This window comes from Sulfurospirillum oryzae (genome assembly GCF_025770725.1).
Taxonomy (GTDB): Bacteria; Campylobacterota; Campylobacteria; order Campylobacterales; family Sulfurospirillaceae; genus Sulfurospirillum; species Sulfurospirillum oryzae.
In genome coordinates, this window is record NZ_JANZKZ010000001.1 from 240,522 (window position 1) to 265,418 (window position 24,897).

At 37.6% G+C, this 24,897-nt stretch carries 23 protein-coding genes and 1 tRNA gene; 8 read left to right on the forward strand and 16 right to left on the reverse strand.

Features of this window, described 5'->3' with window-relative positions; all coding sequences use genetic code 11:
- Positions 1 to 43 precede the first annotated feature (43 nt).
- The 11 genes from N0B29_RS01050 to nadB form a co-directional block, all read right to left on the reverse strand.
- Positions 44 to 304 (reverse strand): hypothetical protein, encoded by a 261-nt coding sequence (locus N0B29_RS01050; protein ID WP_041956880.1) that lies wholly within the window; start codon positions 302 to 304, stop codon positions 44 to 46.
- Positions 305 to 404: 100 nt separating this feature from the next.
- A tRNA-Leu gene (locus tag N0B29_RS01055) sits at positions 405 to 489 on the reverse strand.
- Positions 490 to 540: 51 nt separating this feature from the next.
- Positions 541 to 843 (reverse strand): F0F1 ATP synthase subunit C, encoded by a 303-nt coding sequence (locus tag N0B29_RS01060; protein ID WP_041956852.1) that lies wholly within the window; start codon positions 841 to 843, stop codon positions 541 to 543.
- A gap of 101 nt (positions 844 to 944) precedes the next feature.
- Complete coding sequence (locus N0B29_RS01065; RefSeq protein ID WP_263831857.1) at positions 945 to 3,191, reverse strand: polyribonucleotide nucleotidyltransferase; 2,247 nt, start codon at positions 3,189 to 3,191, stop codon at positions 945 to 947.
- A 32-nt stretch (positions 3,192 to 3,223) separates the two neighbouring features.
- Positions 3,224 to 5,338, reverse strand: a complete 2,115-nt coding sequence (locus N0B29_RS01070; RefSeq protein WP_263831858.1) for an LPS-assembly protein LptD — start codon at positions 5,336 to 5,338, stop codon at positions 3,224 to 3,226.
- A complete protein-coding gene (locus tag N0B29_RS01075; protein WP_263831859.1) occupies positions 5,328 to 5,783 on the reverse strand; it encodes an RDD family protein in 456 nt (151 codons plus the stop codon). The genes N0B29_RS01070 and N0B29_RS01075 overlap by 11 nt, the downstream gene beginning before the upstream one ends.
- Entirely contained in the window at positions 5,780 to 7,048 is a 1,269-nt protein-coding gene (gene purD, locus N0B29_RS01080) for a phosphoribosylamine--glycine ligase (RefSeq protein WP_263831860.1), read from the reverse strand. The genes N0B29_RS01075 and purD overlap by 4 nt, the downstream gene beginning before the upstream one ends.
- Positions 7,049 to 7,324: 276 nt before the next feature.
- Entirely contained in the window at positions 7,325 to 7,951 is a 627-nt protein-coding gene (locus N0B29_RS01085; protein ID WP_263831861.1) for a uroporphyrinogen-III synthase, read from the reverse strand.
- A gap of 6 nt (positions 7,952 to 7,957) precedes the next feature.
- Positions 7,958 to 9,493 carry a glutamine-hydrolyzing GMP synthase gene (gene guaA, locus N0B29_RS01090; RefSeq protein WP_263831862.1) on the reverse strand — a complete coding sequence of 512 codons (1,536 nt, stop codon included), beginning with the start codon at positions 9,491 to 9,493 and terminating at the stop codon, positions 7,958 to 7,960.
- 140 nt (positions 9,494 to 9,633) lie between these two features.
- Complete coding sequence (nhaD, locus tag N0B29_RS01095) at positions 9,634 to 10,983, reverse strand: sodium:proton antiporter NhaD (protein WP_263831863.1); 1,350 nt, start codon at positions 10,981 to 10,983, stop codon at positions 9,634 to 9,636.
- Positions 10,968 to 12,440: an L-aspartate oxidase gene (nadB, locus tag N0B29_RS01100; protein WP_263831864.1), complete on the reverse strand. Its 1,473-nt coding sequence runs from the start codon at positions 12,438 to 12,440 to the stop codon at positions 10,968 to 10,970. The genes nhaD and nadB overlap by 16 nt, the downstream gene beginning before the upstream one ends.
- A 233-nt stretch (positions 12,441 to 12,673) precedes the next feature.
- On the opposite strand from nadB, the gene N0B29_RS01105 reads away from it, so the two are divergent.
- The 6 genes from N0B29_RS01105 (at position 12,674) to N0B29_RS01130 (ending at position 20,079) form a co-directional block, all read left to right on the forward strand.
- Positions 12,674 to 13,012, forward strand: coding sequence for a hypothetical protein (locus N0B29_RS01105; protein ID WP_263831865.1), 339 nt, complete (start codon positions 12,674 to 12,676; stop codon positions 13,010 to 13,012).
- Positions 13,006 to 14,805, forward strand: coding sequence for an excinuclease ABC subunit UvrC (uvrC, locus tag N0B29_RS01110; RefSeq protein WP_438874152.1), 1,800 nt, complete (start codon positions 13,006 to 13,008; stop codon positions 14,803 to 14,805). The genes N0B29_RS01105 and uvrC overlap by 7 nt, the downstream gene beginning before the upstream one ends.
- A 61-nt stretch (positions 14,806 to 14,866) precedes the next feature.
- Positions 14,867 to 16,039, forward strand: coding sequence for an Hpt domain-containing protein (locus tag N0B29_RS01115; RefSeq protein WP_263831866.1), 1,173 nt, complete (start codon positions 14,867 to 14,869; stop codon positions 16,037 to 16,039).
- Positions 16,036 to 16,434: an SEL1-like repeat protein gene (locus N0B29_RS01120; RefSeq protein ID WP_263831867.1), complete on the forward strand. Its 399-nt coding sequence runs from the start codon at positions 16,036 to 16,038 to the stop codon at positions 16,432 to 16,434. Before N0B29_RS01115 ends, N0B29_RS01120 begins: the two co-directional genes overlap by 4 nt.
- Before the next feature lie 15 nt (positions 16,435 to 16,449).
- The gene (locus tag N0B29_RS01125) at positions 16,450 to 19,686 is read left to right on the forward strand and encodes an ATP-binding protein (protein ID WP_263831868.1); all 3,237 of its coding nucleotides are present in this window, start codon (positions 16,450 to 16,452) and stop codon (positions 19,684 to 19,686) included.
- A 12-nt stretch (positions 19,687 to 19,698) separates the two neighbouring features.
- Complete coding sequence (locus tag N0B29_RS01130) at positions 19,699 to 20,079, forward strand: response regulator (protein WP_263831869.1); 381 nt, start codon at positions 19,699 to 19,701, stop codon at positions 20,077 to 20,079.
- On the opposite strand, the gene hisG is transcribed toward N0B29_RS01130, so the two are convergent.
- From hisG to N0B29_RS01155, 5 genes are all read right to left on the reverse strand, one after another.
- On the reverse strand, positions 20,080 to 20,700 hold the full coding sequence (gene hisG, locus N0B29_RS01135) for an ATP phosphoribosyltransferase (RefSeq protein WP_263831870.1): 621 nt from the start codon (positions 20,698 to 20,700) through the stop codon (positions 20,080 to 20,082).
- 84 nt (positions 20,701 to 20,784) lie between these two features.
- A complete protein-coding gene (locus N0B29_RS01140; protein ID WP_263831871.1) occupies positions 20,785 to 21,411 on the reverse strand; it encodes a type III pantothenate kinase in 627 nt (208 codons plus the stop codon).
- On the reverse strand, positions 21,398 to 21,724 hold the full coding sequence (locus N0B29_RS01145) for a hypothetical protein (RefSeq protein ID WP_263831872.1): 327 nt from the start codon (positions 21,722 to 21,724) through the stop codon (positions 21,398 to 21,400). The genes N0B29_RS01140 and N0B29_RS01145 overlap by 14 nt, the downstream gene beginning before the upstream one ends.
- Before the next feature lie 29 nt (positions 21,725 to 21,753).
- Positions 21,754 to 22,764 (reverse strand): outer membrane protein assembly factor BamB family protein, encoded by a 1,011-nt coding sequence (locus N0B29_RS01150; RefSeq protein WP_263831873.1) that lies wholly within the window; start codon positions 22,762 to 22,764, stop codon positions 21,754 to 21,756.
- The gene (locus tag N0B29_RS01155) at positions 22,764 to 23,345 is read right to left on the reverse strand and encodes a hypothetical protein (RefSeq protein WP_263831874.1); all 582 of its coding nucleotides are present in this window, start codon (positions 23,343 to 23,345) and stop codon (positions 22,764 to 22,766) included. The genes N0B29_RS01150 and N0B29_RS01155 overlap by 1 nt, the downstream gene beginning before the upstream one ends.
- 144 nt (positions 23,346 to 23,489) lie before the next feature.
- Here N0B29_RS01155 and gatC point away from each other — a divergent pair, with 144 nt between their 5' ends.
- Positions 23,490 to 23,780 carry an Asp-tRNA(Asn)/Glu-tRNA(Gln) amidotransferase subunit GatC gene (gatC, locus tag N0B29_RS01160; protein ID WP_263831875.1) on the forward strand — a complete coding sequence of 97 codons (291 nt, stop codon included), beginning with the start codon at positions 23,490 to 23,492 and terminating at the stop codon, positions 23,778 to 23,780.
- Between the two features lie 24 nt (positions 23,781 to 23,804).
- A complete protein-coding gene (locus N0B29_RS01165; RefSeq protein WP_263831876.1) occupies positions 23,805 to 24,872 on the forward strand; it encodes a type IV pilus twitching motility protein PilT in 1,068 nt (355 codons plus the stop codon).
- The last annotated feature ends 25 nt before the right edge of the window (positions 24,873 to 24,897 follow it).

Genomic DNA, 24,897 nt, shown 5'->3' on the forward strand with positions numbered 1-24,897 from the left:
AAAAGAAGTAAGAGAATCTTTTTCATGCGTGAAAAGAATGAAATTAGATTATAAAAAAGTTTTCAGGATGTTTAATAATAGCGCCATGTTCTGCTATAGCCTCATCCGCCATATTGTAGCGCTCATTGAAGATAGGGTGGTGAAACTGCACTTCATCGTTAATAATTTCAAAAACCATAGTCTCATACACAATTTTCTTTGAATCGCCCTCAAAAAATGAGTGCCTCACATGCATACTAATTGTTGAAATTAAAAACTCTCTGCCATCTAGCTTGATAACATTTTTTAGCTCTAACTCTCTCATCAATAACCTTTCGAGATTTAAAAAGTAAGAGCGATGGTAACATAATTCAACATTGAATTTACTAAAAAAAGAAGTTTAAAAAAAAGAAGAGAAAAAAGAATGGTGCGGACGGGGGGATTTGAACCCCCACACACGTAGTGCGCTACCACCTCAAGGTAGTGTGTCTACCGTTCCACCACGTCCGCATAAAAGAAGGATGAGACCTTCTTAAAAGGTCTCATTTGTTTGTTCGTTAATTAACCAAGAAATGGGTTTTTGTAAAGAAGGATCAAAGAAATAACAAGTGCATAAATAACTTGTGCTTCGATCATCGCAAGTGCAATAAACATTGTTGTTACAAGTTTACCACCAAGACCAGGATTTCTTGCTGTTCCAGAAATTGCTGAAGATGCAGTGTTACCCATACCGATTGCGCCACCAAGTGCAGCAAGACCAAGTACGATACCTACAGCAAGTGCTGAGTAAGCTTTAACTGTTTCACCCTCACCTGCAAACGCTAATGTTGCAAATGCTACCATTAAAAAAAGAATCTTTTTCAAAGATTGCTCCTATTTGTTTTTCAAAGTCTGTTCGGATAAACCCCTACTTGCCACTTTGTGAGCGAGATTATATCCATCTAATTGTTAAAAACCCTTTAAAGTTAGCGCTCTAGCCCTAACTCAATCTTATTCCCTGTTTGCTTCAAGATTTTTACACGTACTTTTTGCTCAAGTGCTAGATAATCACTGACTTTATCCACACGATGATCGGCAATTTTTGACACATGTAAAAGACCATCAATACCACCAGGAAGTTCAATAAACGCACCAAAATCAACAATACGTTTTACGACACCATCCACTACTTCATCTTGAACAAATGTAGGAACTGGTTTCTCTTCTCTTGGCGCACCATGTCTGTCACCTCTATCACGTCCATGTCCGCCACCTCGTCCACCAAATGAAGGTTTATTGGTAATCTGAATAATATGCTCTTTAGCCGCTTCAACTTTTTCTTTGTTCTCACCAGCGATTTTTACTTCACCTTTTTCACGATCAAGATCAATAGAAACTTCAAATTTTTCAATAATTTCTCTGATTGTTTTACCCGCTTGTCCAATAATATCTACAATTTTTGACGGATCAACACTGAAAAGTTCAAGTTTTGGCAAAATAGCATTGTTGATGACAATCTCCTTGCTAGCAGCTTCCATCAACCCTAAGATATGTGCTCTTCCCTCTTTCGCTTGGTACAATGCTTCTTTAAGTACGTCGCGTGAAATACCGCCTAATTTAATATCCATTTGAAGTGCTGTGATGCCTTCTCGTGTACCGGCTACTTTAAAGTCCATATCGCCATCGTGATCTTCGAGCCCCATAATATCGCTAAGAACGGCATGTTTATCACCTTCAAAAACTAATCCCATAGCAATACCCGCAACGAGTTTTTCAAGATTAATTCCTGCAGCTTTAAGGGCAAGTGCACCACCACAAATAGTAGCCATCGAAGAAGAACCATTGGACTCTAAAATTTCAGAGACCAAACGAATCGTTTGGAGGCGGTTCATATCAACAACTGGCTCTAATGCACGACGCGCAAGGTTGCCATGTCCTAACTCTCTACGTCCTGGCGCACGAAGCGGTGAAGCCTCGCCGACAGAGAAGCCCGGGAAGTTATAATTCACCATAAAGGTATCATTGATTGTATTCTTTTCTGTTAAAAGATCATACATTTGTGCGTCTTTATCATTACCCAGTGTCACTACCGCTAATGCCTGTGTTTGCCCACGCGTAAAGAGACATGAACCGTGCGCAAGTGGTAAGATATTGGTTTCAATACTAATAGGCCTAATCTCATTAAGCTTTCTACCATCAGCACGAACACGTTTTTCAATAATCATTTCTCTTACGATTTTCTTTTTATACGCATTCACAACGCTATTAACAAGCTCTTTGCTCCATGCTTCAAGAATAGCAACTTCATCTTTTAAAATTTTATCAACAATTTTGCCAAGCTCACTCGCACGTTCACTTTTTGCCATTTGATTAATTGCATTATAAACTTCTTCTTTATAAAACTCATCTACGTAAGCGAAAATTGAATCATTGGCTAAATCTTGTTTATAGTCAAGAATTGCATCGTCTTTTTTCAACGGTTTAAATGTACTTTCATAAGCGGTTGTCGCTTCAGTAATAGCACTTTGCGCTTTATCAATCGCCGTAACAATAGCATCTTCATCAAACTCATTGACTGATTGCTTTGCAATAACGCTCTCAGCTAATGTTGGATCTAACATCGGATCAATTGCCATTACGGGAAGAGTCATTGTCTCCATTGAAGCAATAGAGCGCATTTCAATCATCAAAAGCTCTTCTTTGGTACCAGCAACATAAAGATCTAAAGTACTTTTTTTAAGAGCTGAATTGGAAGGGTTGACAACGTATTCGCCATCAATATAACCAATACGCACACCTGCAACAGCTTTATTCACTGGAATATCAGAGAGATAAAGAGCTGCACTTGCGGCATTAAGCGCTGCAACTTGGAGATCAACTTCAGAATCACAACTGAGTACAAAAACAGTGATTTGTGTTGGGTAGGCATACCCTTTTGGGAAAAGTGGTCTAAGGCTTCTATCAATAATACGTGATGTAAGTGTTTCAAAATCACCTGGTTTTGTCTCTCGTTTAAAATACCCCCCAGGGATTTTTCCAACGGCATACGTTTTTTCAATATACTGTACCGTTAAAGGTACAAAGTTTTCTGCAACCTGTGAATCATCTCTTGCAACTGTTGCCAAAATGACAGTATTTTTAATTTTTAAAAGTGCAGCCCCTGCTGCTTGTTTAGCAACCTTGTCTAAATCATAAATCTCTTCTTGATTGTTAACGGTAATCTTATATTCCACTGTTTTCTCCTTCAATTATTAACTAAATATCTTTATAACTTTTGTTCTGTCTCTTTAGAAAAATCATATCCAACACTACCCACTGGATAAAGATTAAACATGAACATAATTCCAGATCTATTGACTGAATCTATACTTGTGCTGGTTAATTTTGGTGTTATTTTATCTCTGTATTGGATAGAATAATCCCAACATTTCAAACTCTTTTTAAACCCTATATTCCATGATCTAAACTGATCGTCTTGGACATCATAATCAACGCTTGTAAAAATATTATAATGTGTAAAATATTTACTATCGGCATACAAAGTCACAAAGCTATAATCCTTGTTAGATGAAATATCTTGACTTACTTTATAAATTGTGTTTTCTCTATACGTTTTATCTTGGTAGGTATATCGTAATGAAGGTGAATAAATATCATCTGCATAATTAATAGAAACTTGATTACGTGATACCTTACTAAATTCATGTGAATAATGAAGGTTATGACCTAAATAAATTTTATCTGTCATATGGTATTTGAGATCATTTTCTAAATCACCATATTTATAATCATAGTCACTGTAATAAATCTGCTTCACTTTATGACTAATTTTTTTATCACCATCTTCGTTATAAAAAAACTCTTTTAGTGTTAAAGATGTACTTTTTGTAAGCGTGTTAAGTGCAATAAAATCTGCTATATAACCATTTTCATCCTCTTTGCTTGGAAGAATCTGATCAATGCCTAGATACATTGTATGGTAAAAATTATCATACGGTTTTGAAAGTTCTGTATAAAGTGCAATTTTATGGTAATTTCTCCAATATTTTCCTTCACTTTCTTGCGTATCATCATTACCATAAGCAATATGTGATGCATAAATATTTTCTGAAACACTTACATGTAAATAATCTTCCAAAAGCGAAAAATATAATGTAAAAGGGGCATTTAATTCATTTTGGAATGCAGTAATACCCTCTTTGCGTTCATAATTTTTTGCTTGGTAATCAACAGAATAAAGTAAATTATCCAATAAAAGAGAGTTAGTAAAATGATGATAATGCAGCGTTGGCAACTCTTGCAAAGTTGTATCATTTGAAGTTTTAGAAGTATCAATATAATACTTTGCATACAATCCAACATAATCTTGATCGTGCTTAACATAATAATTTAAACGTGAAGTCGCTAACTTGTCATAACTAAAAGTATCATTCCTCATTGTATTATAGTAATCTATATCATTGAGGTAATTAATATCAAACCATAATCCATCTTCTAAATTATTATATTTTGTACTGAGTAATGCACTTCGATCATAAGTCATTTTGAGACCATAGTGACTATCATTTTTCAAATTTTCTGATTCAGCATAGCTTTTATGCTCGCTAAAATAACCTGTTGTAATTGAACCATGTGAATAAGGAGAATCTACAAAACGGTACGTCCCATGCAAGCCTTCGCCTCGATCGGTACGAATTTGAGGACGCAATTCTAAATCCCAATCCACATCAGGAGCAAAATAGATTGGTTGTAAATAATGAAAACCCTCTTTCCCACCAAATCCTAATTCTGGCTTTAGAAGTCCCGTTCTACGTGATGTATCCGTTGTAAATGAAAAATAAGGAAGGTAAAAAACAGGAACATCGCTAGCATAAAAAACAGGGTTATAAAGATGTAACCATTTATTTTCTTTATCAAATTCACCTGATGTAAATGCAATTTTCCAGTCAGGATCTTGTGTATTACAGCTAGAGACGATTGATTTTTGAGTGATATAGGTATCAGGATTTAAAATGGCATTTTCGCATTTAATCCACACATTAGAGCTCTCATCAAAAAAGAAGAGTGGGTCTGAAACGCCTTTATCGGTATTTAGATTGATCTTTGTATGTCCACTCCTGCTTGCATAGCTTACCCCTTCAAGCATCGTAATATTACCAAAAAGCTCTAAATCACCATTGGCTTGATCATAGTAAGCCTCATCGGCCGTAATAAGATACTTAGGGCTGTAAAGAACCACGTTGCCAACAGCATGCACTAGCGTTCCATCTTTGCTGACGGTATTGGCTAAGACCTCAACATCCTCAGGTGCTTTTTGTGCTGTAGCTGCCCATAAGCTTCCCAAAGAAAGCACCAGTAGGAAAAAAATTCTAATTCGCATTGACAACCAATGTATTGGCAACTCTATCATGCCATGTCTCTCTTTTTGGATTTAAAAATGCCCATATAAAACCTAGGTAAAATAAAGACTCACTTATGATTCTAAAAGCTGAACGGCTTAATGCTAAAAGAAGAGATGGATTTTCCAAATCAGCGGTTGAAATCACCCTGATCTTCACTGCAATTCTTCCCAATGTTGCACCATACATCCAGACAAAGAATGTTTGATACATCACTTTTAGCAAAACCACATACATAAAAAGACTATTAATGGTTCCTATTAACTCTTCAGTACTTACATTTTCAGGAATTTGATCAAGATAAATAAGTGCAAACAATACAGAAATCAAAAGCTCATCGATCAAATAGGCAAGCCCTCGTTTTTGTAAGGGTGCTAATGTAATATTTTCACTCTCAAACTTTTCAATCAACTCTTCGTTTGTCATGCTTGAAGTGCCTGATATGCAATATCATTCCTAAACTGTTTTCCTGCAAAGTGAACTTGCCCACACAGTAAATAGGCAAAATCTCTTGCTTCTTTAATACTGTCGCCTACACCTACGCACAAAAGTACGCGCCCGCCTGTAGCATACAATTTGTCATCCACAAGACTTACACCTGCATAGGATATATGGGTGTTTTCTAAACCTTCATGTACATTTTTATCAATAATAATTTCTGCAGGTTTTGAATCACCATACGGATAATTTTCACTTGCCATAACCACTGCAATGGCATATTTATTAAAAAATTCAATATTCAAGTTTTTAAGATTACCCGTAGCAGCTTTATAAAAAAGCTCACTTGCCGGTGTTTTTAAAAGTGGCATTAAAATTTCGCACTCTGGATCACCAAAACGAACGTTATACTCTAAAACGATTGGCTCATTTTTGACAATCATCAAACCAATAAACAAAACGCCCTCAAACGGAGCATTCTCTTTTTGCATACCTGCCAAAGTAGGCTTAACAACTCTCTCTTCTACTTTTTTATACAATTCTTCATCAATCAGTGGTGTTGGAGCATAAGCACCCATACCGCCTGTATTTGGTCCAATATCCTCATCTTTTAAACGTTTGTGGTCTTGTGCCGCTGGAAGAATTTTATAATCCACTCCATCACATACAACAAATAAAGAAAGCTCATACCCATCCAAGAACTCTTCAACAACAACACCAAGTCCCGCTTCACCGAAACTTTTACCACTGAGCATATCAGCAACTGCCTCTTTAGCTTCATCTTTGCTTTGCGCGATGATAACACCTTTGCCTGCACATAACCCATCCGCTTTGACAACAATAGGAAGTTCTAATGTTTCGATAAAATCATTCGCTTTTTGTGCATCGCTGGTTTCGATAAATTTTGCAGTAGGGATGTTGTAACGTAAGAGGAAATTTTTCATAAAAATTTTTGAGCCCTCTAAACGAGCTGCTGCTTTGGAAGCGCCAAAAATGACCAGACCTTTTGCTTTGAAAATATCAACAATACCTGCAACAAGTGCTGTTTCAGGACCTACAACCGTTAAATCAATACCATTTTCTTTGGCAAAATCAGCTAATGCTTCATAATCCTTACAGGTAACATTTTGTCCAAGTTGTGGGGTTGCACCATTTCCGGGTGCGAAAAAAAGTTCGGATACATTAGGATCACGTTTAAGTGCCAAACCTATAGAATACTCTCTACCACCACTTCCAACAACCATTACTTTCATTGACTAACTCTCCAAAAAAAATCTTGTTTCGTTTACATGTAAAACCCAAGTGAGCGTTCCGAGATTGAAGCGGCCCTAATAAGCCAACTTCTGGGAGTCGACCTTTTCTTTAGGCTGCAATCTCTCGCTTTGAAACAAAGCTCAAACGAGACCACAGGCACACCAAAAATGTACGCATTCCCTTATACTAATTGTTGGACCCTCATGAAAACGGTTGTCGCTTCACCCAGGCGAGGCAAACTACTAAACTTCTTCAATTATAAATGAATTTAGCTTCTAAAGAGCTTTTGCCAAGCTAACGCACGCCTCAATACTTTGTATTTTAGAGACCGAAATCTTTACATGTAAAGGCAAAGCGGCAGCTGTTTTTTCACCGATGGCAATGGCACGATAGCTCTTATCCCATGCAAAATTTTCTAAAAAACAGTGCACCGTCGAAGGCGAAGTAAAAATGAGTTTTGAATCTTTGGGAGGTGCTTCGCACGTAGAATAATGCTTGCATTTTGTCTCATAAACAATACGTTGTTCTATGTCAATATGATGGGTCCGTAAGATTTCAAACAAGGAAGAAACGACCTCTTTAGCACGAGGGAAAAAGACTTTTTTGTTTTGAAGCAAAGGAATCAAGGCTTGAGCAAAAACATCACCATAAGAATCTTTACATGTAAAGACCACATTGCCACCGCCACGCTCTATGAATGAGGCTGTTCCTTCGCCAATGGCATAAGCTTCTTTATCTTTCCATGCAGTTCCACTTTGTTCAAGTGCTTTCACGCTGTTTTTAGAGGTAAAAATGATCGCGTCAAACCCTTCCAAATCAAGTTTAAAAGGATCAAACACAATCTCAAAAAGTGGTAGATGTACTACCCCCTCATACGCTTTATCGCTGAAGAGGTAGATCATTATTTGTTATTCCCATTCAATCGTTGCAGGTGGTTTAGAAGAGATGTCATACACCACGCGGTTAATGCCATTGACCTCATTGATAATACGTCTAGAGATATTCTCCAAAATCGTATGAGGAATGTGTGCAAAGGTTGCCGTCATACCATCCGTTGCATCAACGATTCTCACGCATATTGTATTATCATACGTTCGATTATCACCCATAACGCCAACACTTTTGACATTTAAAAGCACCGTAAAAGCTTGCCATGTTTTTTCATAATAACCCGTTGAGCGAAGTTCCTCTAACATAATGACATCAGCTGCTCGTAACAGTTTTAAATCCTCTTTCGTGACTTCACCCATGATGCGAATAGCAAGACCAGGTCCTGGGAAAGGATGGCGAGAAAGCATATCTTTTGGAAGCCCTAATTCTGCTCCTAAAATTCTTACCTCATCTTTAAAGATTTCACGCAATGGCTCAATCAGCTCAAAGGTCATCCAATCTGGCAGCCCGCCAACGTTATGATGTGATTTGATGGTTTTAGAAGGACCTTTAACCGAAACAGATTCGATGACATCGGTGTAAAGCGTGCCTTGCGCCAAAAACTGAATGCCATTGTGCTTTTTCGCCTCTTCATCAAACACTTCGATGAAAGTCTCTCCAATGATTTTACGTTTTTTCTCAGGATCGCTGACACCCGCAAGTCTGCTTAAAAATTTCTCGCTGGCATCCACCGTAATAAGTGGTACATTGCGACTTCTAAACATCGCTTCGACTTGTTCACGCTCATTGGCACGAAGAAGTCCATTGTCAACAAAAACAGAAACCAGTTGATCGCCAATAGCTTCGGCTAAAAGAGTGGCTACAACTGAGCTATCAACACCGCCACTCACGCCACAAAGTACTTTTTTTGAGCCCACTTTTTCGCGAATTTTAGCAATTTGCTCTTTTGCAAACGAGCCCATGTTCCATGTACTTTCACAACCACAAATATGTTTTGCAAAGTTTTTTAAAAGCTTACTTCCTTGCTCAGAGTGAAATACTTCTGGGTGAAATTGAAACGCGTACATATTGCGTTTTTCATCGGCAATTGCCGCATAAGGAGAGTTTTCACTGTACCCAATTTTTTCAAATCCAGTAGGTAACGCTTCAACCCTATCACCATGGCTCATCCAAACAATTTGTCCACAGGTTGTATCTTTGAAAATTTTATGATCACTCTCAAATTTAAGCTCAGCCTTACCATACTCTTGGTGTGTTGCAGGAATAACACTACCACCAAAATGCTGTGTTAAAAGCTGCATACCATAACAGATACCAAGAAGAGGCAATCCTAATGCATAAACAGCAGGATCAGGATGATACGAATCTTTAGCATAAACAGACGCTGGACCACCACTTAAAATAATACCCTTAGGGTTACGTTTTTTAATATCTTCAATCTTCTCATTGTAAGGGACGATCTCACAGTAAACACCGCTCTCACGGAGCTTACGTGCAATCAACTGAGTGTATTGTGAACCAAAATCTAAGACTAAGATAGGGACTTCTTTCATTTATTTCCTTCTGTTTAATGTGAACCAAACTCATTTATATTCTATCAAAATACATAACACGCTTTCAAAGCAAAGCTTCGAAAACTACGTTAACACTGGGTTCTCTTCGGCAGAGTGCCCACGCACCATTGGTGCTTTTTCTAATATAAACCCAAAATTTCAAATTGTACATACCAAATCACTAACGATAAGATATAACCGACTAAGACCGTCCATGCGTATTTCATGTGAGAACCAAAGGTGTAAATACCTCTAAGTTTTCCCATAACACCTACACCTGCAGCGGAACCAAAACTAATCAAGCTACCACCAATACCTGCTGTCATGGTTACAAGTAACCACTGATCCACACCCATGTTTGGGTTAGCCTTTAAGACCGCGCTCATCACTGGAACATTGTCGATAAAAGCCGATAAAAAGCCCACACCGATGTTAACCACTGTAGCACCAGCACGCTCATAAAGTTTAACGGCTAAATCCAAATAACCTAAAAAGTGTAGCCCTCCAACAGCTGCAAGTATACCAAAGAAAAAGAGCAATGTGTCGTGTTCTATTTTTCCAATGGCGCTAAACGTTTGCAACGCTTCGCCATGTTTTCGTTTGAGCTGATAGCTGTAGAGTTTTAAAAGCGAAAAGCCAAACATCATGCCCCACATGGGAGGAATGTTAAAGAGTTGTTGGCACACAACCGCAGAAAAAATGGTAAATGCCCCAAGATAGATGACAATTTTGCCGCCTTTTAGAATGCGAACACGTTCTTCCGTATGCACATCAAAACGAGGTTTACCCTCTGGTACTGAAAAGGAGAGTAACCAACCTGTGGCTAACCAGCCCAAAAATGCCGCAGGAAAGAGTCCAAAAAAATCAAAAAATTCTGCCTTACCTGCAATCCAAGGCATGAGTGTTGTAATGTCTCCAAAGGGACTCCACGCACCACCGGCATTAGCACCCACAACGATGTTAATGGCACCTGGCACTAAAAAAGCGGGATTCTTCTTTTCAATTGTAATCAAAACAGTTGATAAAATGAGTGCGGTGGTTAAATTATCAGCTACAGGACTTATGAAAAAAGCTAAAGTGCCTGTGAGCCAAAAAAGTTTTTTAAAGGAATAGCCCTTTGAAACAAGTCTATACTTCAAGGCATCAAAAACGTGTCGCTCGATCATCACTTCGATGTAAGTCATCGCCACCAAAAGGAAAAAAAAGATTTGCGCAATCTCTAAAATGAGCATCTCGACTTCGTGATTTAGTGGCTTAGAATCAATTCCATTGATGGCATTGTACAAACCGATTAAAATAAATATAAAGGTACCAACAAAGAGAGCTGGTTTGGCTTTATTGATATGAAATTTTTCTTCCGCGGCAATAATATAATAGCCTACAATAAACATGACCAAAGAGACAATGCCAACCCATGTCGTCGTGAGATCTTGACCGCTTGATGCCCAAATCGTATTGACGAGGGCGAACAAAGCTACGAGGATTCGCATGTGTCGTTCCCTTGTTGTAGGTAGTGCGCGCCTAAAGATTCCTTGCGTTTAAGCGCACTGGAGATAATCTCTAGTGATACAAGAAGCCTGAGTCTTAAAAGTTTTCCTATGGACAACTTTAGCATCTGAGTAACACGCTGTTTTGCTTTTTCTAGATTTTTCGTTTCGCGTAGTATTCCTGCATAAAACCACATCAAATGGCGTAGTTCATTTTTCAGTGTTTTATCATTTTCTTTCTCAAGTACCTCTTCAGTTTCACTAAATGTATGATGCATTTTTGGCGTGTTCATCGTCGCTATAATCTCTTGTGCCACGCGAGTGGAAAAGACCAACCCTTCAAGCAATGAGTTACTTGCAAGTCTATTGGCTCCATGAACACCTGTGTGAGCACACTCGCCCACCGCATAAAGATCTTTTACATGTAAGACTTTTCCGTGTAAATCTGTTTTGATACCACCCATTGAGTAGTGAAATGCTGGTGAGATAGGAATTCTTTGCTGTGGCACGTTATAACCAATCGTGGTCATGTTAAAATAGATGCTTGGAAAGCGTTGTTTAAAATGCTCAGGCTCAAATGCACTGAGATCTAAATAAACCTCTTTGCCCGTTTTTTGTTTGTATTTAAAAATAGCGCGACTTACCACATCACGAGGAGCAAGTTCTCCTCTTGGATCATAATCAAACACGAAGCGTTTGCCATCTTCATCCACGACCATTGCGCCCTCGCCTCTAAGCGACTCGCTTAAAAGCTGTTTGCGAACGCTGTTTCCAAGCACAAAAGCGGTAGGGTGAAACTGCATCATCTCCATATCCGCAAGCGCAATGCCGTGACTAAGGCAAATGCCCTGCATATCAGCACTGATGGTTCTTGCATTGGTATGGTATTCATAAAGTGACCCGACACCACCACTGGCAATAATGACTTTTTTAGCGTAAAGATTAAAAATTTTATCGGCATGAAAAACACGCGCGCCATAACAGACACCCTCATCAATCAAGAGATCAGTGACTTGCGTATTATAAAGAATGGGGAACGGAAGCTTTTGCATTAAAAAAAGGTGAATATAACGCCCCGTTGCATCTCCTCCAGCATGTAAAATACGGTTAGTGCTATGAGCAGCTTCTTTGGTATAAAGCAGATTTCCTGCTTCATCTTTATCGAAATTAAATCCCATATCAATTAAGTGTTTGATTGCACTTGGCCCTTCTGAGCAGAGAATTTTGACCGCTTCTTCATTGCAATGCCCTGCACCTGCACTCAGTGTATCGCTTACATGTAAAGGTATATCGGCATCGTCTCTAGCAACAGCGACACCGCCTTGCGCGTAAAACGTGTTGCACTCCCACGCGTAATCTTTAGAGACAATGAGTACACTGAGTGACTTTGGAAGTGCTAAAGCGGCACTCAAGCCTGCAATACCAGTGCCAATAATCAGAACATCGTAAGACGTTTTCATTTGATCGTTGTGTGTATGTTTTTAGGATATTTTGTTTCGTTATTCTCTTTATAAATTGGAGGGCCTTTAAAACCACATCCAAAAAGAGCAAAGCCTAAACATGCTATAATCAACGCATGAAAGATTCCAAAAGTATAATTTCTCATCTCGTACAACAACCTTCTATGAAGAAATATGAGCAGGTGCGTTGCTATGACAGATTGCTCAGTTTGTTACCCAAAAGCTTCACAAGCATGATACGCTTTGTGTACACCAAAAACGAAACGCTCTTTTTTGTACTCAATCATCCTTGCGCCAAAATGGAGTTTAATTATAAACGTAATTTAATAAAGAGTCTATTAAAAGAACTTCTTGCCCATTTCCCAGAATGTTCATGTTTACATGTAAAAGAAGTTCAAGCCTTTGTCACCAATCAAAAAAGTGAAGAAGAAGCTTTGATTGTCTCTGCCAATTCAGAAATTTTTTACCCAGAACAAGCTAGCGGAGCCTTTGAAACACTGTGCGAAGATGAAAAACTACGTTCCCTTTTTGAAGCGATTAAAGAGACCATTGCCAAAAACCGATCATGCTAGCCCAAAAACTTAAAAACGCGCCGCACAATGCGGGCATTTATCAATACTTTAATGCGCAGGGAATGCTTTTGTATGTCGGCAAAGCCAAAAGCATTAAAAATCGTGTCAAGAGTTATTTTCGCTTTTCTGGTGAACTAAGTGCCGCTCCCAATCTTTCACCTCGCATTGCAAAAATGATCAGTGAAGTTGACAATGTCGAGTATATTGTCGTGCAAAGTGAACATGACGCACTCATTTTAGAAAACTCTCTGATTAAACAGCTCAAGCCCAAATATAATATTCTTCTAAGAGATGATAAAACCTACCCTTACATTGCCATCAATCTTTCTGAACCTTTCCCTCGTTTTGAGATCACACGTAAAATTGTCAATGACAAGCATATCAAATATTTTGGCCCGCTCTCAGGTTCTGCCAAAGCGCTTTTAGAAGCACTCTATTTGGCTTTTCCTTTAGTTCAAAAAAGAGGATGTTTAAAAGGTAAAAAAGCGTGCCTTTTTCACCAAATCCATCGTTGTTTAGCGCCATGTGAACAAAAAGTTGACATGGTGACTTATGCCAAAATCGTGCAAGAAGCATTGGAGTCTTTAAACGATCAAAAAAAGCTCGTGAATCTTTTACATGTAAAGATGGAAGAGGCATCCATGAAGCTCAATTTTGAAGAGGCAGCCAAACTTCGTGACATTATAAACTCTATCAAAGACGCTTTACATGTAACTCATGTGGAGCTTTCAAAACTCGAAGATTACGATGTTTTTGCGGTTGAGATCATGGAAAAGGTGGCGGTGGTGATGCGTCTTTTTATCCGTGAAGGCAAAATCGTTTCAACCTCTCATACGCTGATGCACAACGCCTACGGTTTTGAAAAAGATGAGCTTTATCAACGTTCTCTTTTTGAGTTTTACAACCCTATGAATCAAACGTTTGCCAAGCAAATCCTCATTGCTGAATCCTTTAGTGAACAAGAAGATATGGCTCAATTTTTAAGTGAAAAATTTGGACAAAAAATCACCATTAGCGCACCGCAAAGAGGTGAAAAACTGCATCTAATATCCATTGCTCATGAAAATGCTAAAACACTTTTACTGCAAAATATTACGAAAAACCCAACAACATTACCAGAGCAAATTCAAAAACTTTTTGATCTGATTTCACTTCCTAAACGCATTGAAATCTTTGATAATTCCCATCTTGGAGGTAAATCTCCCGTGGGTGGTATGGTGGTATGGGATGATGGATTTGATAAGTCAAGTTACCGCCGTTATGAACTCCACCATGAAGATGAATACGCACAAATGAAAGAGATGTTAGAGCGCCGTATTAATGATTTTTCCAAAGAATCGCCCCCTGATCTTTGGGTACTTGATGGTGGTGAAACGATTCTTAAACTTGCCAAAAGTTTGCTCGCTCAAAAAGGTTTGTATGTCGATTTACTTGCCATTGCCAAAGAAAAGCGAGATGCCAAAGCGCACCGTGCAAAAGGGAGTGCGCACGACCTTCTCTACAACCAAAACCAATCGTTTCATCTGCCACCAAGTGATAAGCGTTTGCAGTTTATTCAAAGACTTCGCGATGAAGCACACCGCTTTGCCATCACCTATCACCAGAAGAAAAAACGAGGTCGTGATATGAGTTTAGAACTTCTAAAAATCGAAGGAATAGGTACCGCAACTATCAAAAAACTGCTACTTTATTTTGGGACATTTGAAGCTATTTACAACGCAGAGCAGGAAGAACTAGAGGTAACCATTGGTAAAAAGGTCGGTGCCAATCTATTTCATTGCTTAAGAAAGTAGGTTAGTTTTAAGTATAAGTGAGTTAAAATTGACTTTTTAACGTTCACGAAAGGATCGTCATTTGATACTTTACGATAAAAGTGGTCTGTTTCTAGGAATGGGAAACCAAGAGTTGTACCTTTTAGGGTATGAGGATATGGAAGAGTTTCGTAATTATCATAACGATTTTGCTGATCTCTTTGTGAACAAACCTGGCTTTATCTTCAAGTTTAAGAACTTCTCGTGGATTGATTACGCGCAGCATAGTGGCACGCCCAATAAGCGCGTTTTGATTCGTACCAAAAATGGCAAAGAGATCGAAACGTCACTTACTATCAGTGAAATATACCTTCAAAAAGAGATCAACGGTTCAACACAATTTTTTAGCGTTGAACTCAGTAACACTCCTTTCAAACATGACCTACCTATTTCTCTCAATAAGTCTCAAACGTTTGAACCAGGAGCCGATGAGCCTTCATCTTCACTCATACAAGAAGAGTCTTTTATCGAAGATGCACCAACTTCTTTAGGCACAAGCATCAGCTTCGATGCACCACTGATTCCATCTACTTCTACGGTAGAAGAAGATTATACCACACCACTTTTTGCTACGACTACCGAAACAGCGAGCATTATGCCTCAGCAAGAGAGTGAAATTACCTTTACACCCGTAACTTCCGTACCACAAGCAGAAGAAACATTTGATTTTAAACTCAAGTTTGACGATACGATTTTGGAAGAGCCAAAAACACAAGAAAAATCTGAAGAAAGTGAACCACTCGAGTATCATTCGATTGACCAAATTCAAATCAACGATCTTGATTTTGTTCCACCTCTTGAGAGCTACCCTGAAGATAAACAAGAAGACCTTTTAGAAGATCCTACACTCCATGTTGAAGAATTAAGAGTACCAACGCCAGCTATTGCTGAGGAAGAAACATTTGACCTCTCTGAATGTGCTGACGAACTAGGACTTGATATTAGTACCTTAGCTCAAATTTTGGAAGAGTATGTCAATTCTTTGGATACAACAATGCCTCTACTATCCCAAGCCATCAATGCCAATAATCGAACCAGTGCTAAAGAAGAGATAGCCAAACTTAAAAGTGTTGCACTTCATTTGCAAATTATTTCACTCTATCATCACTTCGAACATTTAGAAACCAGTTTAGAGTTTGACACAAAAGAAGAGATCCTCCAAACATTAACAAATCTTCAAGAAGCAATTGCACGCTTTAAGGAGAGTGTTTTATGAAAAGATTATTGCTATGTTTACTTCTTCTCGCATCATCTGTCTTCGCAGATTATTTTAGAGATGCAATGATCGCCTATAAAAGCAATAACCTTGCACAAGCAAAAGAGCTTTTCGAACTCTCTATTAAAAAAGAAAATTCAATTCAAGGGTATTTTTATCTTGGAAAGATTTACCTTTATGGCGAAGGAGTCGATGCCAATCCCTCTCTTGCTATTCCCTACTTAGAACAAGCGGTGATGAAAGGCAATGTCAAGGCAAAATGTTACCTAGCCGAAGCCTATCTCAAAAATCGCGTCAAACATGATGAAGCTATTTCGCTTCTGAATCAAGGGGCGAAAGAAAGCGTTACATGTAAAGAGATCGCTTCTGCCTACAACATACTATTAAACAGTTAATAAAGGACGCCGACCATGAAATTAACGACCCAGCATACGCTAAGGCTTATCAGTCAATATCCTCTGATTATCCTTTTTATCTTTTCGAGTTACTTTCTCTTTCTGTCATATACCCAATTTGATACAACGTTAACACTTAAAAACAAGATTGAAAGTACCAAAGTTTTGAGCGCACTGTCCATCGAACTTGCCAAAGAGAGGGGTCTTAGCGCTTCGTATATTTCCAGTCAAGGAAGTATCGCAAAAGAAGCCCTTCAAGAACAACGTGTTGCAGTTACAAAAGCTATCACAGAATTTCATAATTTTTATCAAACACATGAAGTAACTCCAAATATTAAAAATACCATTCTCTATATTAATAAAATTGGCGACATGAGACAAGCGGTAGATAATTTCACCGTTGATTTCAATAAAATGTTCTTTGATTACTATAGCCAAATTAACACATTTCTTTTAAAAGAACTCGAAACCATCGGAACAATTAATTCCAACTCAAATATTTCCAACCTCACCTATTCATTGGTTTCAGCCTATAAAAATATTGAATATCTAGGACAAGAAAGAGGTTTCGTTTCTAAAATTCTGAGCCAGTATGTTCCTTTCAGCCCTAAAGATCTTGAAATTTGGATCAATATTTTTGGTGTTTCCAACATTTTTGATCATACAACCATCAATGACAAATCAACACGTACCCAAATCGAAAATCTCTATAAACTACCTGATAATATCAAGCTTGAGGAAGAAATCACCCAAGTTAAAGCTGAACTTATTACCGCAGCGCAAAGTGGTGAATACTTAATCGACCCAACATTATGGTTTGGACTTTTAACGAAAAAAATTGATATTCTTGATAAATCCGCTCAAATTATTAAAATCTCTCTTAATGCTGAAGAGAAAAGCTATGATAACCAAAATATTGGCCAGCTCATTGGTGCTGCTATCACATGGGTTCTTTCTATTATTTTGATGTTCTTAGGTTTCGGACTTTCAGGTCAATTTAGGAAAAACGTTCAAGGGCTTGAAAATATCTTCACACGTGTCGAAGAGCTCGCTGAAACCAAAGAGAAGGTTGACTTTAACACGGCAGAGGGTATGAACGTCGCTTATGGCATTATTGATAGAGCGATTGAAAACATTGCTAAAGAGAAGAAAAATGCGGAAGAAGCAAGTGCTGCAAAAAGTATCTTCCTCGCCAACATGTCACATGAAATCAGAACACCGCTTAACGGTATTATTGGCTTTACAGAGCTCTTAAAGAACTCTGATTTAGATGAAGAAAAACGCGAATTTGTTGATGTTATTGAAAAAAGTTCTGAAAATCTTTTGGCGATTATTAACAATATTCTTGATCTTTCTAAAGTCGAAAGTAATAAAATCGAGATTGATGAAATTCTTTTCTCACCTATTGATGAATTTGAAAATGCCGTTGAAGTGTATGGACCTAAGGCTGCTGAGAAAAATATTCAACTCTCTTTATATATTGATCCAAGTCTGCACAACTACCTCAAAGGTGATGCTGTTAAAATCAAAGAGGTTTTGATTAACCTTATGAGTAACGCGGTTAAATTTACCCCAAATAACGGTCAAATTACTGTTGAAATTAAACGTATGGACAATGCACCGCTTGATAAAGCACGCGTACTCTTTAGTGTACAAGATTCTGGTATTGGTATTCATCAAGATAAAATTGAGGGTATTTTTGATGCCTTTAACCAAGCCGATTCAACCATCACACGTAAATTTGGAGGTACAGGACTTGGTCTTACAATCTCATCTAAATACATCTCACTTATGGGTGGACGCTTAGATGTTGAGAGTGAAGAAGGCAAAGGTAGTCGCTTCTTCTTTGTGCTTGACCTTGTTGAATCTACAGCCAGTGGTACCGACTATAAAGATCATTTTAGTGACTTCAACTGTGCCATCTACTCTCCACTCAATAGTACAAAAGCACATACAGAATTTATGTATGACTACTTTACCTATTTTGGCGCACATGCAAAATATTATACTGATTTCCCTGCTCTTAAAAACCTTATCTTTAAAGCGGGTAGTAATATCATTGTAGCTGATTACAATAACCTCACCAAAGAAGAACTTGAGGAGTATAAAAAGATTAAATTGCCTATTATCTTAATCTTTAAATCCTCACAACAATCTAAATACAACGAATACAATACAAAATATATTACACCTATGTATGAGCCTATTAACGTCTCTAAATTGGTCAAAGCATTAGAATCCAAACGTGAGTTTTTACCTACTAAAGATGACCGTGTTGAACCACAACCACTGCAAAAAGCAACTTTTGGCAAAAAATTTAAAGCCAATGTTCTTGTTGCAGAAGATAATGAGATTAATCAAAAATTGATCCGTAGAACCCTTGAAGACTTAGGACTTAATATTACTATCGTTCCTAACGGTTTACAAGCCTTAGAGCGAAGACGTAGTGAAAATTTTGATATGATCTTCATGGATATTGCAATGCCTGTGATGGACGGTATTGAATCAACCCACAAAATTTTAGAATATGAAGAGAAAAATCATCTTCCACACATCCCGATTGTTGCCATTACGGCTAATGCACTTAAAGGTGATCGTGAGCGTTTTATGAAAGAAGGGTTGGATGAATACATCACCAAACCAATTAAAAAAGACAGCATCATCAGTATTCTTAATCTTTTTATCCAAGATAAAATTGACTATACTGCGCAAGAAGAGGAAACTGCTGAAGTCAAACTCGTTACGATGCCTATACTCAACACAGAAGATGAAGTAGCACCTACTTTAAGCATTGAAGAAGAGGCTCCAAGCGAAGAAGCAAGTCAAGACATATCCATTCCTTCGCAAGAAGACGAGTTACCTACACCTTTGATAACAGAACCATCTATCGCCATGAAAGATATTCTTGTTTTGAAAAAAAGTCCTATTGAAACTAAAATTTTTACGAGTGTTTTAAGTAAAATGTGTGAACAAGTCGATGCGGCTGTTTCGTTTAATGATTTTAAACAAAAAATCGAATCCGAGCATTACAGGATTGTACTTTTTGATAAAGAAATGCTCTTAGAGGACGCTCAAACATTTTTAACATGGATGGTATCTGTCGCAGAGCACCAACAAGCAGGTAAAATCAATACGATTATGTTTGTTGATCCAAAAGATAAGAACCAAGATTCTACTGTTGCCTTTGATGCTATTTTACCAAACCAAATTAGCAAAAAAGACCTTGAGATATTGATCCACAAGTTTATTTAAAAGGCTGAGTATATGGAAAAGCAATTAAAAATTCTAGCCGTTGACGATGATTTTATCAATCTTAAACTCATTAGTTCCATGTTACGTAAGAACACACAAGTTGGTATTATTATTGAAGCAACCAATGGGCTAGATGCCATTAATCTCTTAAAAACACAAGGCGATATTGATCTTGTTCTTTTAGACATTAAAATGCCTGTCATGGATGGTATTGAATTTCTAACGAATATTCAGTCGATGATTGAATTTAAGAAGCTTCCCGTTATCGTTTTAACGACAGATGAGACACGAAAGCACGAAGCATTTGATCATGGCGCTTTTGATTTTTTAGTTAAACCTATTAGAGAGCATGATTTAAGTAGTAAAATAGCGAAAGTTGCTGATCTTTTTTGATCAGCAACTTCGTTGAATAACTTCATTGATTTTGTGATACAGCGACGTAATTTCTTCTTTTTTCTCGATAAAACTATTTTTATTAGCAATCAAATAAGCAGATGAATCCAAAATTGTTTCAACCACTTTGAGCCCATTTTGCTTCATGGTACTTCCTGTCTCGACAATATCGACAATTACGTCAGAAAGCCCCACAAGCGGTGCTAATTCAATAGAGCCATAAAGCTTAATAATATCAACCGCCATTGCTTTTTTAGAAAAATACTTCTGCGCAATGTTAGTCATTTTAGTCGCCACTTTAAGCTCAGGCGCACTGTAATCAATCTCTTTGCCCTCTTGAATACCTACACACACTTTGCACTTTCCAATGCCAAGATCAAGCAAACGAAGCAAATCTTCATCTTTTTCTTCTAAAACATCCAAACCTACAACCCCAATATCAGCTGATTGGTGTAAAACATAAGCAGGGACATCTTGGTTTCTAACCAATAAAAATCGAAAACCGTCTGCTTCTAAGATCAATTTTCGATCATCAAAACGAAAGGCTGTTCCAAAAATTTTTTCAAAAATTTCTAACGTTTCTTCTGCAATTCTACCCTTTGGCAATGCCACTGTTAACATACTTTTCCCTTTTCTATTTATAGGTTTTAAATCTACGCTCGGCGGCCACTATTGTACTGAAGCTTGCCTCTAATTTTCATATCGTTACTGTTCTAAATGTGCTTCTCTAATGGCTTTGAGCATTCCTCTAAAAATAAGCGTACGATCAAAAATCGCATTACTAAAAAATTTAGAAAAAAACTTCCCATCACCGCCTGTAAAAAAGATTCTTTTATCTTTACATGTAACTTCCAAAAGCATAACAATTGACTTAATGATGCCGTATGAAATAGCATCGTTTGTTTTTTGAGGTAAGGCATCCAAGGCTATGCTCGGATTAACTTGTAAATTCAAGCGTGGAGAAATCGAAGCATAACACTTCTCATAAGCAACCAAACCTGGCAGAATAAATCCTCCTAGATGCATCCCTCCTGACATAATGTCAACCGTAATGGCACTCCCTGCGTCAACAATCATTCCATCTTCGATGGTACAGCATGCGGCAATACGATCAATCCCCATACCTTGATAAATCGTGTCAAACTCAAAATATGGCTCCAAGTCAATAAAATTATGTTTGCTTTGAAGGGAGCTTTTAAGAGCATCATTGACGCAAATATAATAGACTTTCTCTTTTGTTGAAAACTCTTTAAACTGCTTATGTGAAAGACTCCACACTTTTCCATCTTGATAAAAATCAGCATTTGAATTACCAATATCACATAAGATCATCGTAAACCTTCCAGCCATTTTCATGAAGAAGAAAAGCAGCTTTTGAGCATAATGGAGCTTGCAATAACAAATGTTTATGCTTATAACAATGCTTTACATGTAATTCTAATGTAGTGGTAAATCCAAGAATTTCTTGAACATGTTTAAGCAAAAATCTACTTTTTTGCTCGGGACGAAAGATAAGATGGTAAAAAGAGTTTCGATCGACACCACTAAAAATAGCGAGTTTTTTACGCGTATGAAGAACCATTTTGGGATCCATCACCTCCAGAGATGTAAAAACGATCTGCTTGCGACAAATGCGCTCTAACATCTCCTTCATGATGGCAACACAACCTATTCCTATTTTTTTCGATTAAGCTTGAAGAAGTGATTTTTATAATACAGTGTATCACCGGTTGTAAATACATGGCTTTCAATCTCATCTGGAAGTTTATATACATTGGTTGTAATCAGATCCAAATCTGTTGCAATGACATAACCACCCTTCTCAATCATATAAATGAAATCTCCATGAATCGTTCCTGAAAAAGTTGCGAAAGGAAATTTACGCTCTTTAAGTGTTTTAAGATCGGCATCTGTAAGTAAAACACGTCCATCTTTGGTAAAGACAAAGATACGATTTTCAAGTACAATCACATCTTTGACTTCCGTCTCTAAGAAGTTGATTGTTTTTGGGCTAATAGAAACAACTTTACTTTTTGTCGCAGCAACCAAACGATCGCCTAAGACTTGAAGGTAAATAATATTGCCAAAGAATTTCTCATTACTAACAACAACGTCACGAATCGGTTTTTTTGTTTGCTCATCAACAATGACCAATTTACCATCGAGTGTTGGGAAAACGATCAAGTCACCTAAAAAATAAGGTGCAGCGATACGTGAATCTAAGACATACACATCATCTTGTTTGAGATGCATCATCTCTTTACCATCGTTAATGTCCATAAGAACAAGTTCATTTGATCCAAGAACCAATGCTAAGAGATTATTTTTAAGTGAAGCAGAAGCAACAGCACGTCCACATTCTTTACTAAAGAGCACTTTTTTATTTGCATCAACGATTTGTAAAGCACCACATTTTGAAGCTGCAACATATCTACCATTGTCTTCTGAAAGGTAGACAAAACCATCAGGTAAAACAACATTTGAAAGCCCTTTTTTGGTGATAATTTGTCCATTAGACAATGTTGCACCATCTCTGACTGCATCTACAATAGATCCTGGTAGTGAACCATCGTAACTTACTTTGCCAGAGAGTGACTCTGGTTCAAAATATTGTCGTTTTGTGCCACAACCACTGACAACCAATAATAAAGCCAAAAGTGAAAAAACAATTTTTGCGTATCTCATTATTTTAAACCTTGATAGTGTTCTAGATTTTTTGCAATCTGTTTAAGTGGAGAATTTGCCTCTATCTGAGCAAATTTCAACCTCGCCGCTTCTATTTTCTTTTCTTTAAGCAAATCATACCCTTCTTGCAAAAGTACCATACCAGAGAGTAACTCTCCTTTTGGTGTTGCATTGGCATCAAGTTGCGAGAGTTGATACGTAGCCAAATCTGCTAAGATAGGATTATCTTTAGAAAGTGATACACTTTTAAGTGCTTCAATATCACCTTTAACCAAAGCCGTTTCAAAAATAAACATCGCATACAGTTTTGGATTTTTTGCTTTGAGAGTTTCAAGTGCAGACGCATTATTGGCATCTTTAAGAAGTGCTTGATATGCGTCATTGGAAACTTTTAAACGCTGCTGTGCCATGATGTCATTGATTGCATACCCTCCAGCACCCAAAGCTAAGAGCACCAATGCTGAGATAATATATTTTTTATTGCGATTGAAGAAACGCTCACCTTTGATCATTCCCTCAAGGAATTGTTCTTCCGTGCCAATCTCTTCTTTGACCGCTTGAATATTCTCTTTAAGTCCCAAACACTATCCTTAATAAGCGATTTTTGAAAAACATAACAAAGTTTATCACAAGAAATATAAAAAGCCACTAATGCCATTTCAGTATCCACCAAAAGAGAATTTGCTATAATCGTATTTTTAAAAAGATTTAAGGATTTTAAACCGATGAAAATTGACAATGAACTACTCCAAAAACTGGAGAGACTCTCCTCTTTAAAAATCAGTGATGAAAAAAGAGAAGGTGTTATTAATCAACTGAGTGAAATTGTCTCTTTTGTTGAAAACCTTAATGAGCTTAATCTCGAGGGTGAAGAAGCGACCTTTACGACACTTAGTGGAGGAACACCATTGCGTGAAGATATCCCAAGTGTCAATAACGAAATTATAAAAACAATTTTAAATCATGCGCCACAAAGTGAAAGTGGCTTTTTTGTTGTTCCAAAAATCATCGAATAATTCTTCATTAAAGGGAAGCAAGTCATGAGTTCACTCAATATTAAAGCATTATTAAAAAATGTGGTTGCATACAAAGCGTCCGATCTACACCTTGTAGGTCGTAGTGAACCACAAATTAGAATTGATGGTAAACTTGTTCCTCTCGATATGGAAAAACTGACAGGCAATGTTATTGAAGAGCTCTGTTATACACTTATTACCGATAAACAAAAAAAGAAACTCGAAGAAGATAAAGAACTTGACTTTGCGATTATGTTCCCAGACATTGGTCGTTTTCGTGCCAACTATTACTATACAATCAATGGAGAACTTGCCGCTGCATTTAGAATTATTCCTATTGAAATTCCCTCTTTAGATGACCTGAATACCCCTATTGTTTTTAAAGATGTCATTAAACGTGAAAAAGGGCTTATTCTCGTTACTGGACCAACGGGAAGTGGTAAATCAACAACACTTGCGGCATTATTAAATGAAATTAATCTTTTTGAGCATCGCCATATCATTACCATTGAAGATCCAGTAGAATTTATTCATACCAATAAAAAGTGCCTCTTTTCGCACCGAAATGTGGGCGAAGACACCAAAAGTTTTGCAAGAGCACTTAAATTTTCACTCCGTCAAGATCCTGACATTATTCTCGTAGGTGAGATGAGAGATCAAGAAACAATCAGCACAGCTATTACTGCAGCGGAAACGGGGCACTTAGTCCTTGGAACATTGCATACCAACTCTGCAGTTCAAACGATTAACAGAATTGTCGATAGCTTTGAAGGTGCTGAGCAAGTACAAGTTCGCAATATGCTAGCAAGCTCACTGCATGCTGTTATCTCGCAAAGTCTTCTTCCAAAAGTTGGTGGCGGAAGGATTGCAGTGCATGAAATTATGATTAATAATTCAGCTATTGCAAACTTGATTCGCGAAAATAAAATTCATCAAATCTACTCTCAAATGCAACTCAATCAGCAAAAAACAGGCATGGTAACGCAAACTCAAGCAATGATGAAATGCCTACGAGCAAATCTCATTGGCAAAGAAGATGCGATACGCTACTCCACGCAACCACAAGAACTTCTCAATAATATGGGAATATAATAGGCACGTTTTACTAAGATTACAG

Bases quoted from the DNA above. Each gene is read 5' to 3' on its own strand.
- N0B29_RS01145 (WP_263831872.1), bottom strand. From the start codon at position 21,724: ATGTTAGAGCGCATTTGTCGCAAGCAGATCGTTTTTACATCTCTGGAG.
- N0B29_RS01120 (WP_263831867.1), top strand. From the start codon at position 16,036: ATGAAAAGATTATTGCTATGTTTACTTCTTCTCGCATCATCTGTCTTC.
- gatC (WP_263831875.1), top strand. From the start codon at position 23,490: ATGAAAATTGACAATGAACTACTCCAAAAACTGGAGAGACTCTCCTCT.
- N0B29_RS01130 (WP_263831869.1), top strand. From the start codon at position 19,699: ATGGAAAAGCAATTAAAAATTCTAGCCGTTGACGATGATTTTATCAAT.
- guaA (WP_263831862.1), bottom strand. From the start codon at position 9,493: ATGAAAGAAGTCCCTATCTTAGTCTTAGATTTTGGTTCACAATACACT.
- purD (WP_263831860.1), bottom strand. From the start codon at position 7,048: ATGAAAGTAATGGTTGTTGGAAGTGGTGGTAGAGAGTATTCTATAGGT.
- N0B29_RS01085 (WP_263831861.1), bottom strand. From the start codon at position 7,951: ATGATCTACCTCTTCAGCGATAAAGCGTATGAGGGGGTAGTACATCTA.
- nhaD (WP_263831863.1), bottom strand. From the start codon at position 10,983: ATGCGAATCCTCGTAGCTTTGTTCGCCCTCGTCAATACGATTTGGGCA.
- N0B29_RS01050 (WP_041956880.1), bottom strand. From the start codon at position 304: ATGAGAGAGTTAGAGCTAAAAAATGTTATCAAGCTAGATGGCAGAGAG.
- N0B29_RS01105 (WP_263831865.1), top strand. From the start codon at position 12,674: ATGATACGCTTTGTGTACACCAAAAACGAAACGCTCTTTTTTGTACTC.
- uvrC (WP_438874152.1), top strand. From the start codon at position 13,006: ATGCTAGCCCAAAAACTTAAAAACGCGCCGCACAATGCGGGCATTTAT.
- N0B29_RS01070 (WP_263831858.1), bottom strand. From the start codon at position 5,338: ATGCGAATTAGAATTTTTTTCCTACTGGTGCTTTCTTTGGGAAGCTTA.
- N0B29_RS01150 (WP_263831873.1), bottom strand. From the start codon at position 22,764: ATGAGATACGCAAAAATTGTTTTTTCACTTTTGGCTTTATTATTGGTT.
- N0B29_RS01075 (WP_263831859.1), bottom strand. From the start codon at position 5,783: ATGACAAACGAAGAGTTGATTGAAAAGTTTGAGAGTGAAAATATTACA.
- N0B29_RS01125 (WP_263831868.1), top strand. From the start codon at position 16,450: ATGAAATTAACGACCCAGCATACGCTAAGGCTTATCAGTCAATATCCT.
- N0B29_RS01165 (WP_263831876.1), top strand. From the start codon at position 23,805: ATGAGTTCACTCAATATTAAAGCATTATTAAAAAATGTGGTTGCATAC.
- nadB (WP_263831864.1), bottom strand. From the start codon at position 12,440: ATGAAAACGTCTTACGATGTTCTGATTATTGGCACTGGTATTGCAGGC.
- N0B29_RS01140 (WP_263831871.1), bottom strand. From the start codon at position 21,411: ATGATCTTATGTGATATTGGTAATTCAAATGCTGATTTTTATCAAGAT.
- hisG (WP_263831870.1), bottom strand. From the start codon at position 20,700: ATGTTAACAGTGGCATTGCCAAAGGGTAGAATTGCAGAAGAAACGTTA.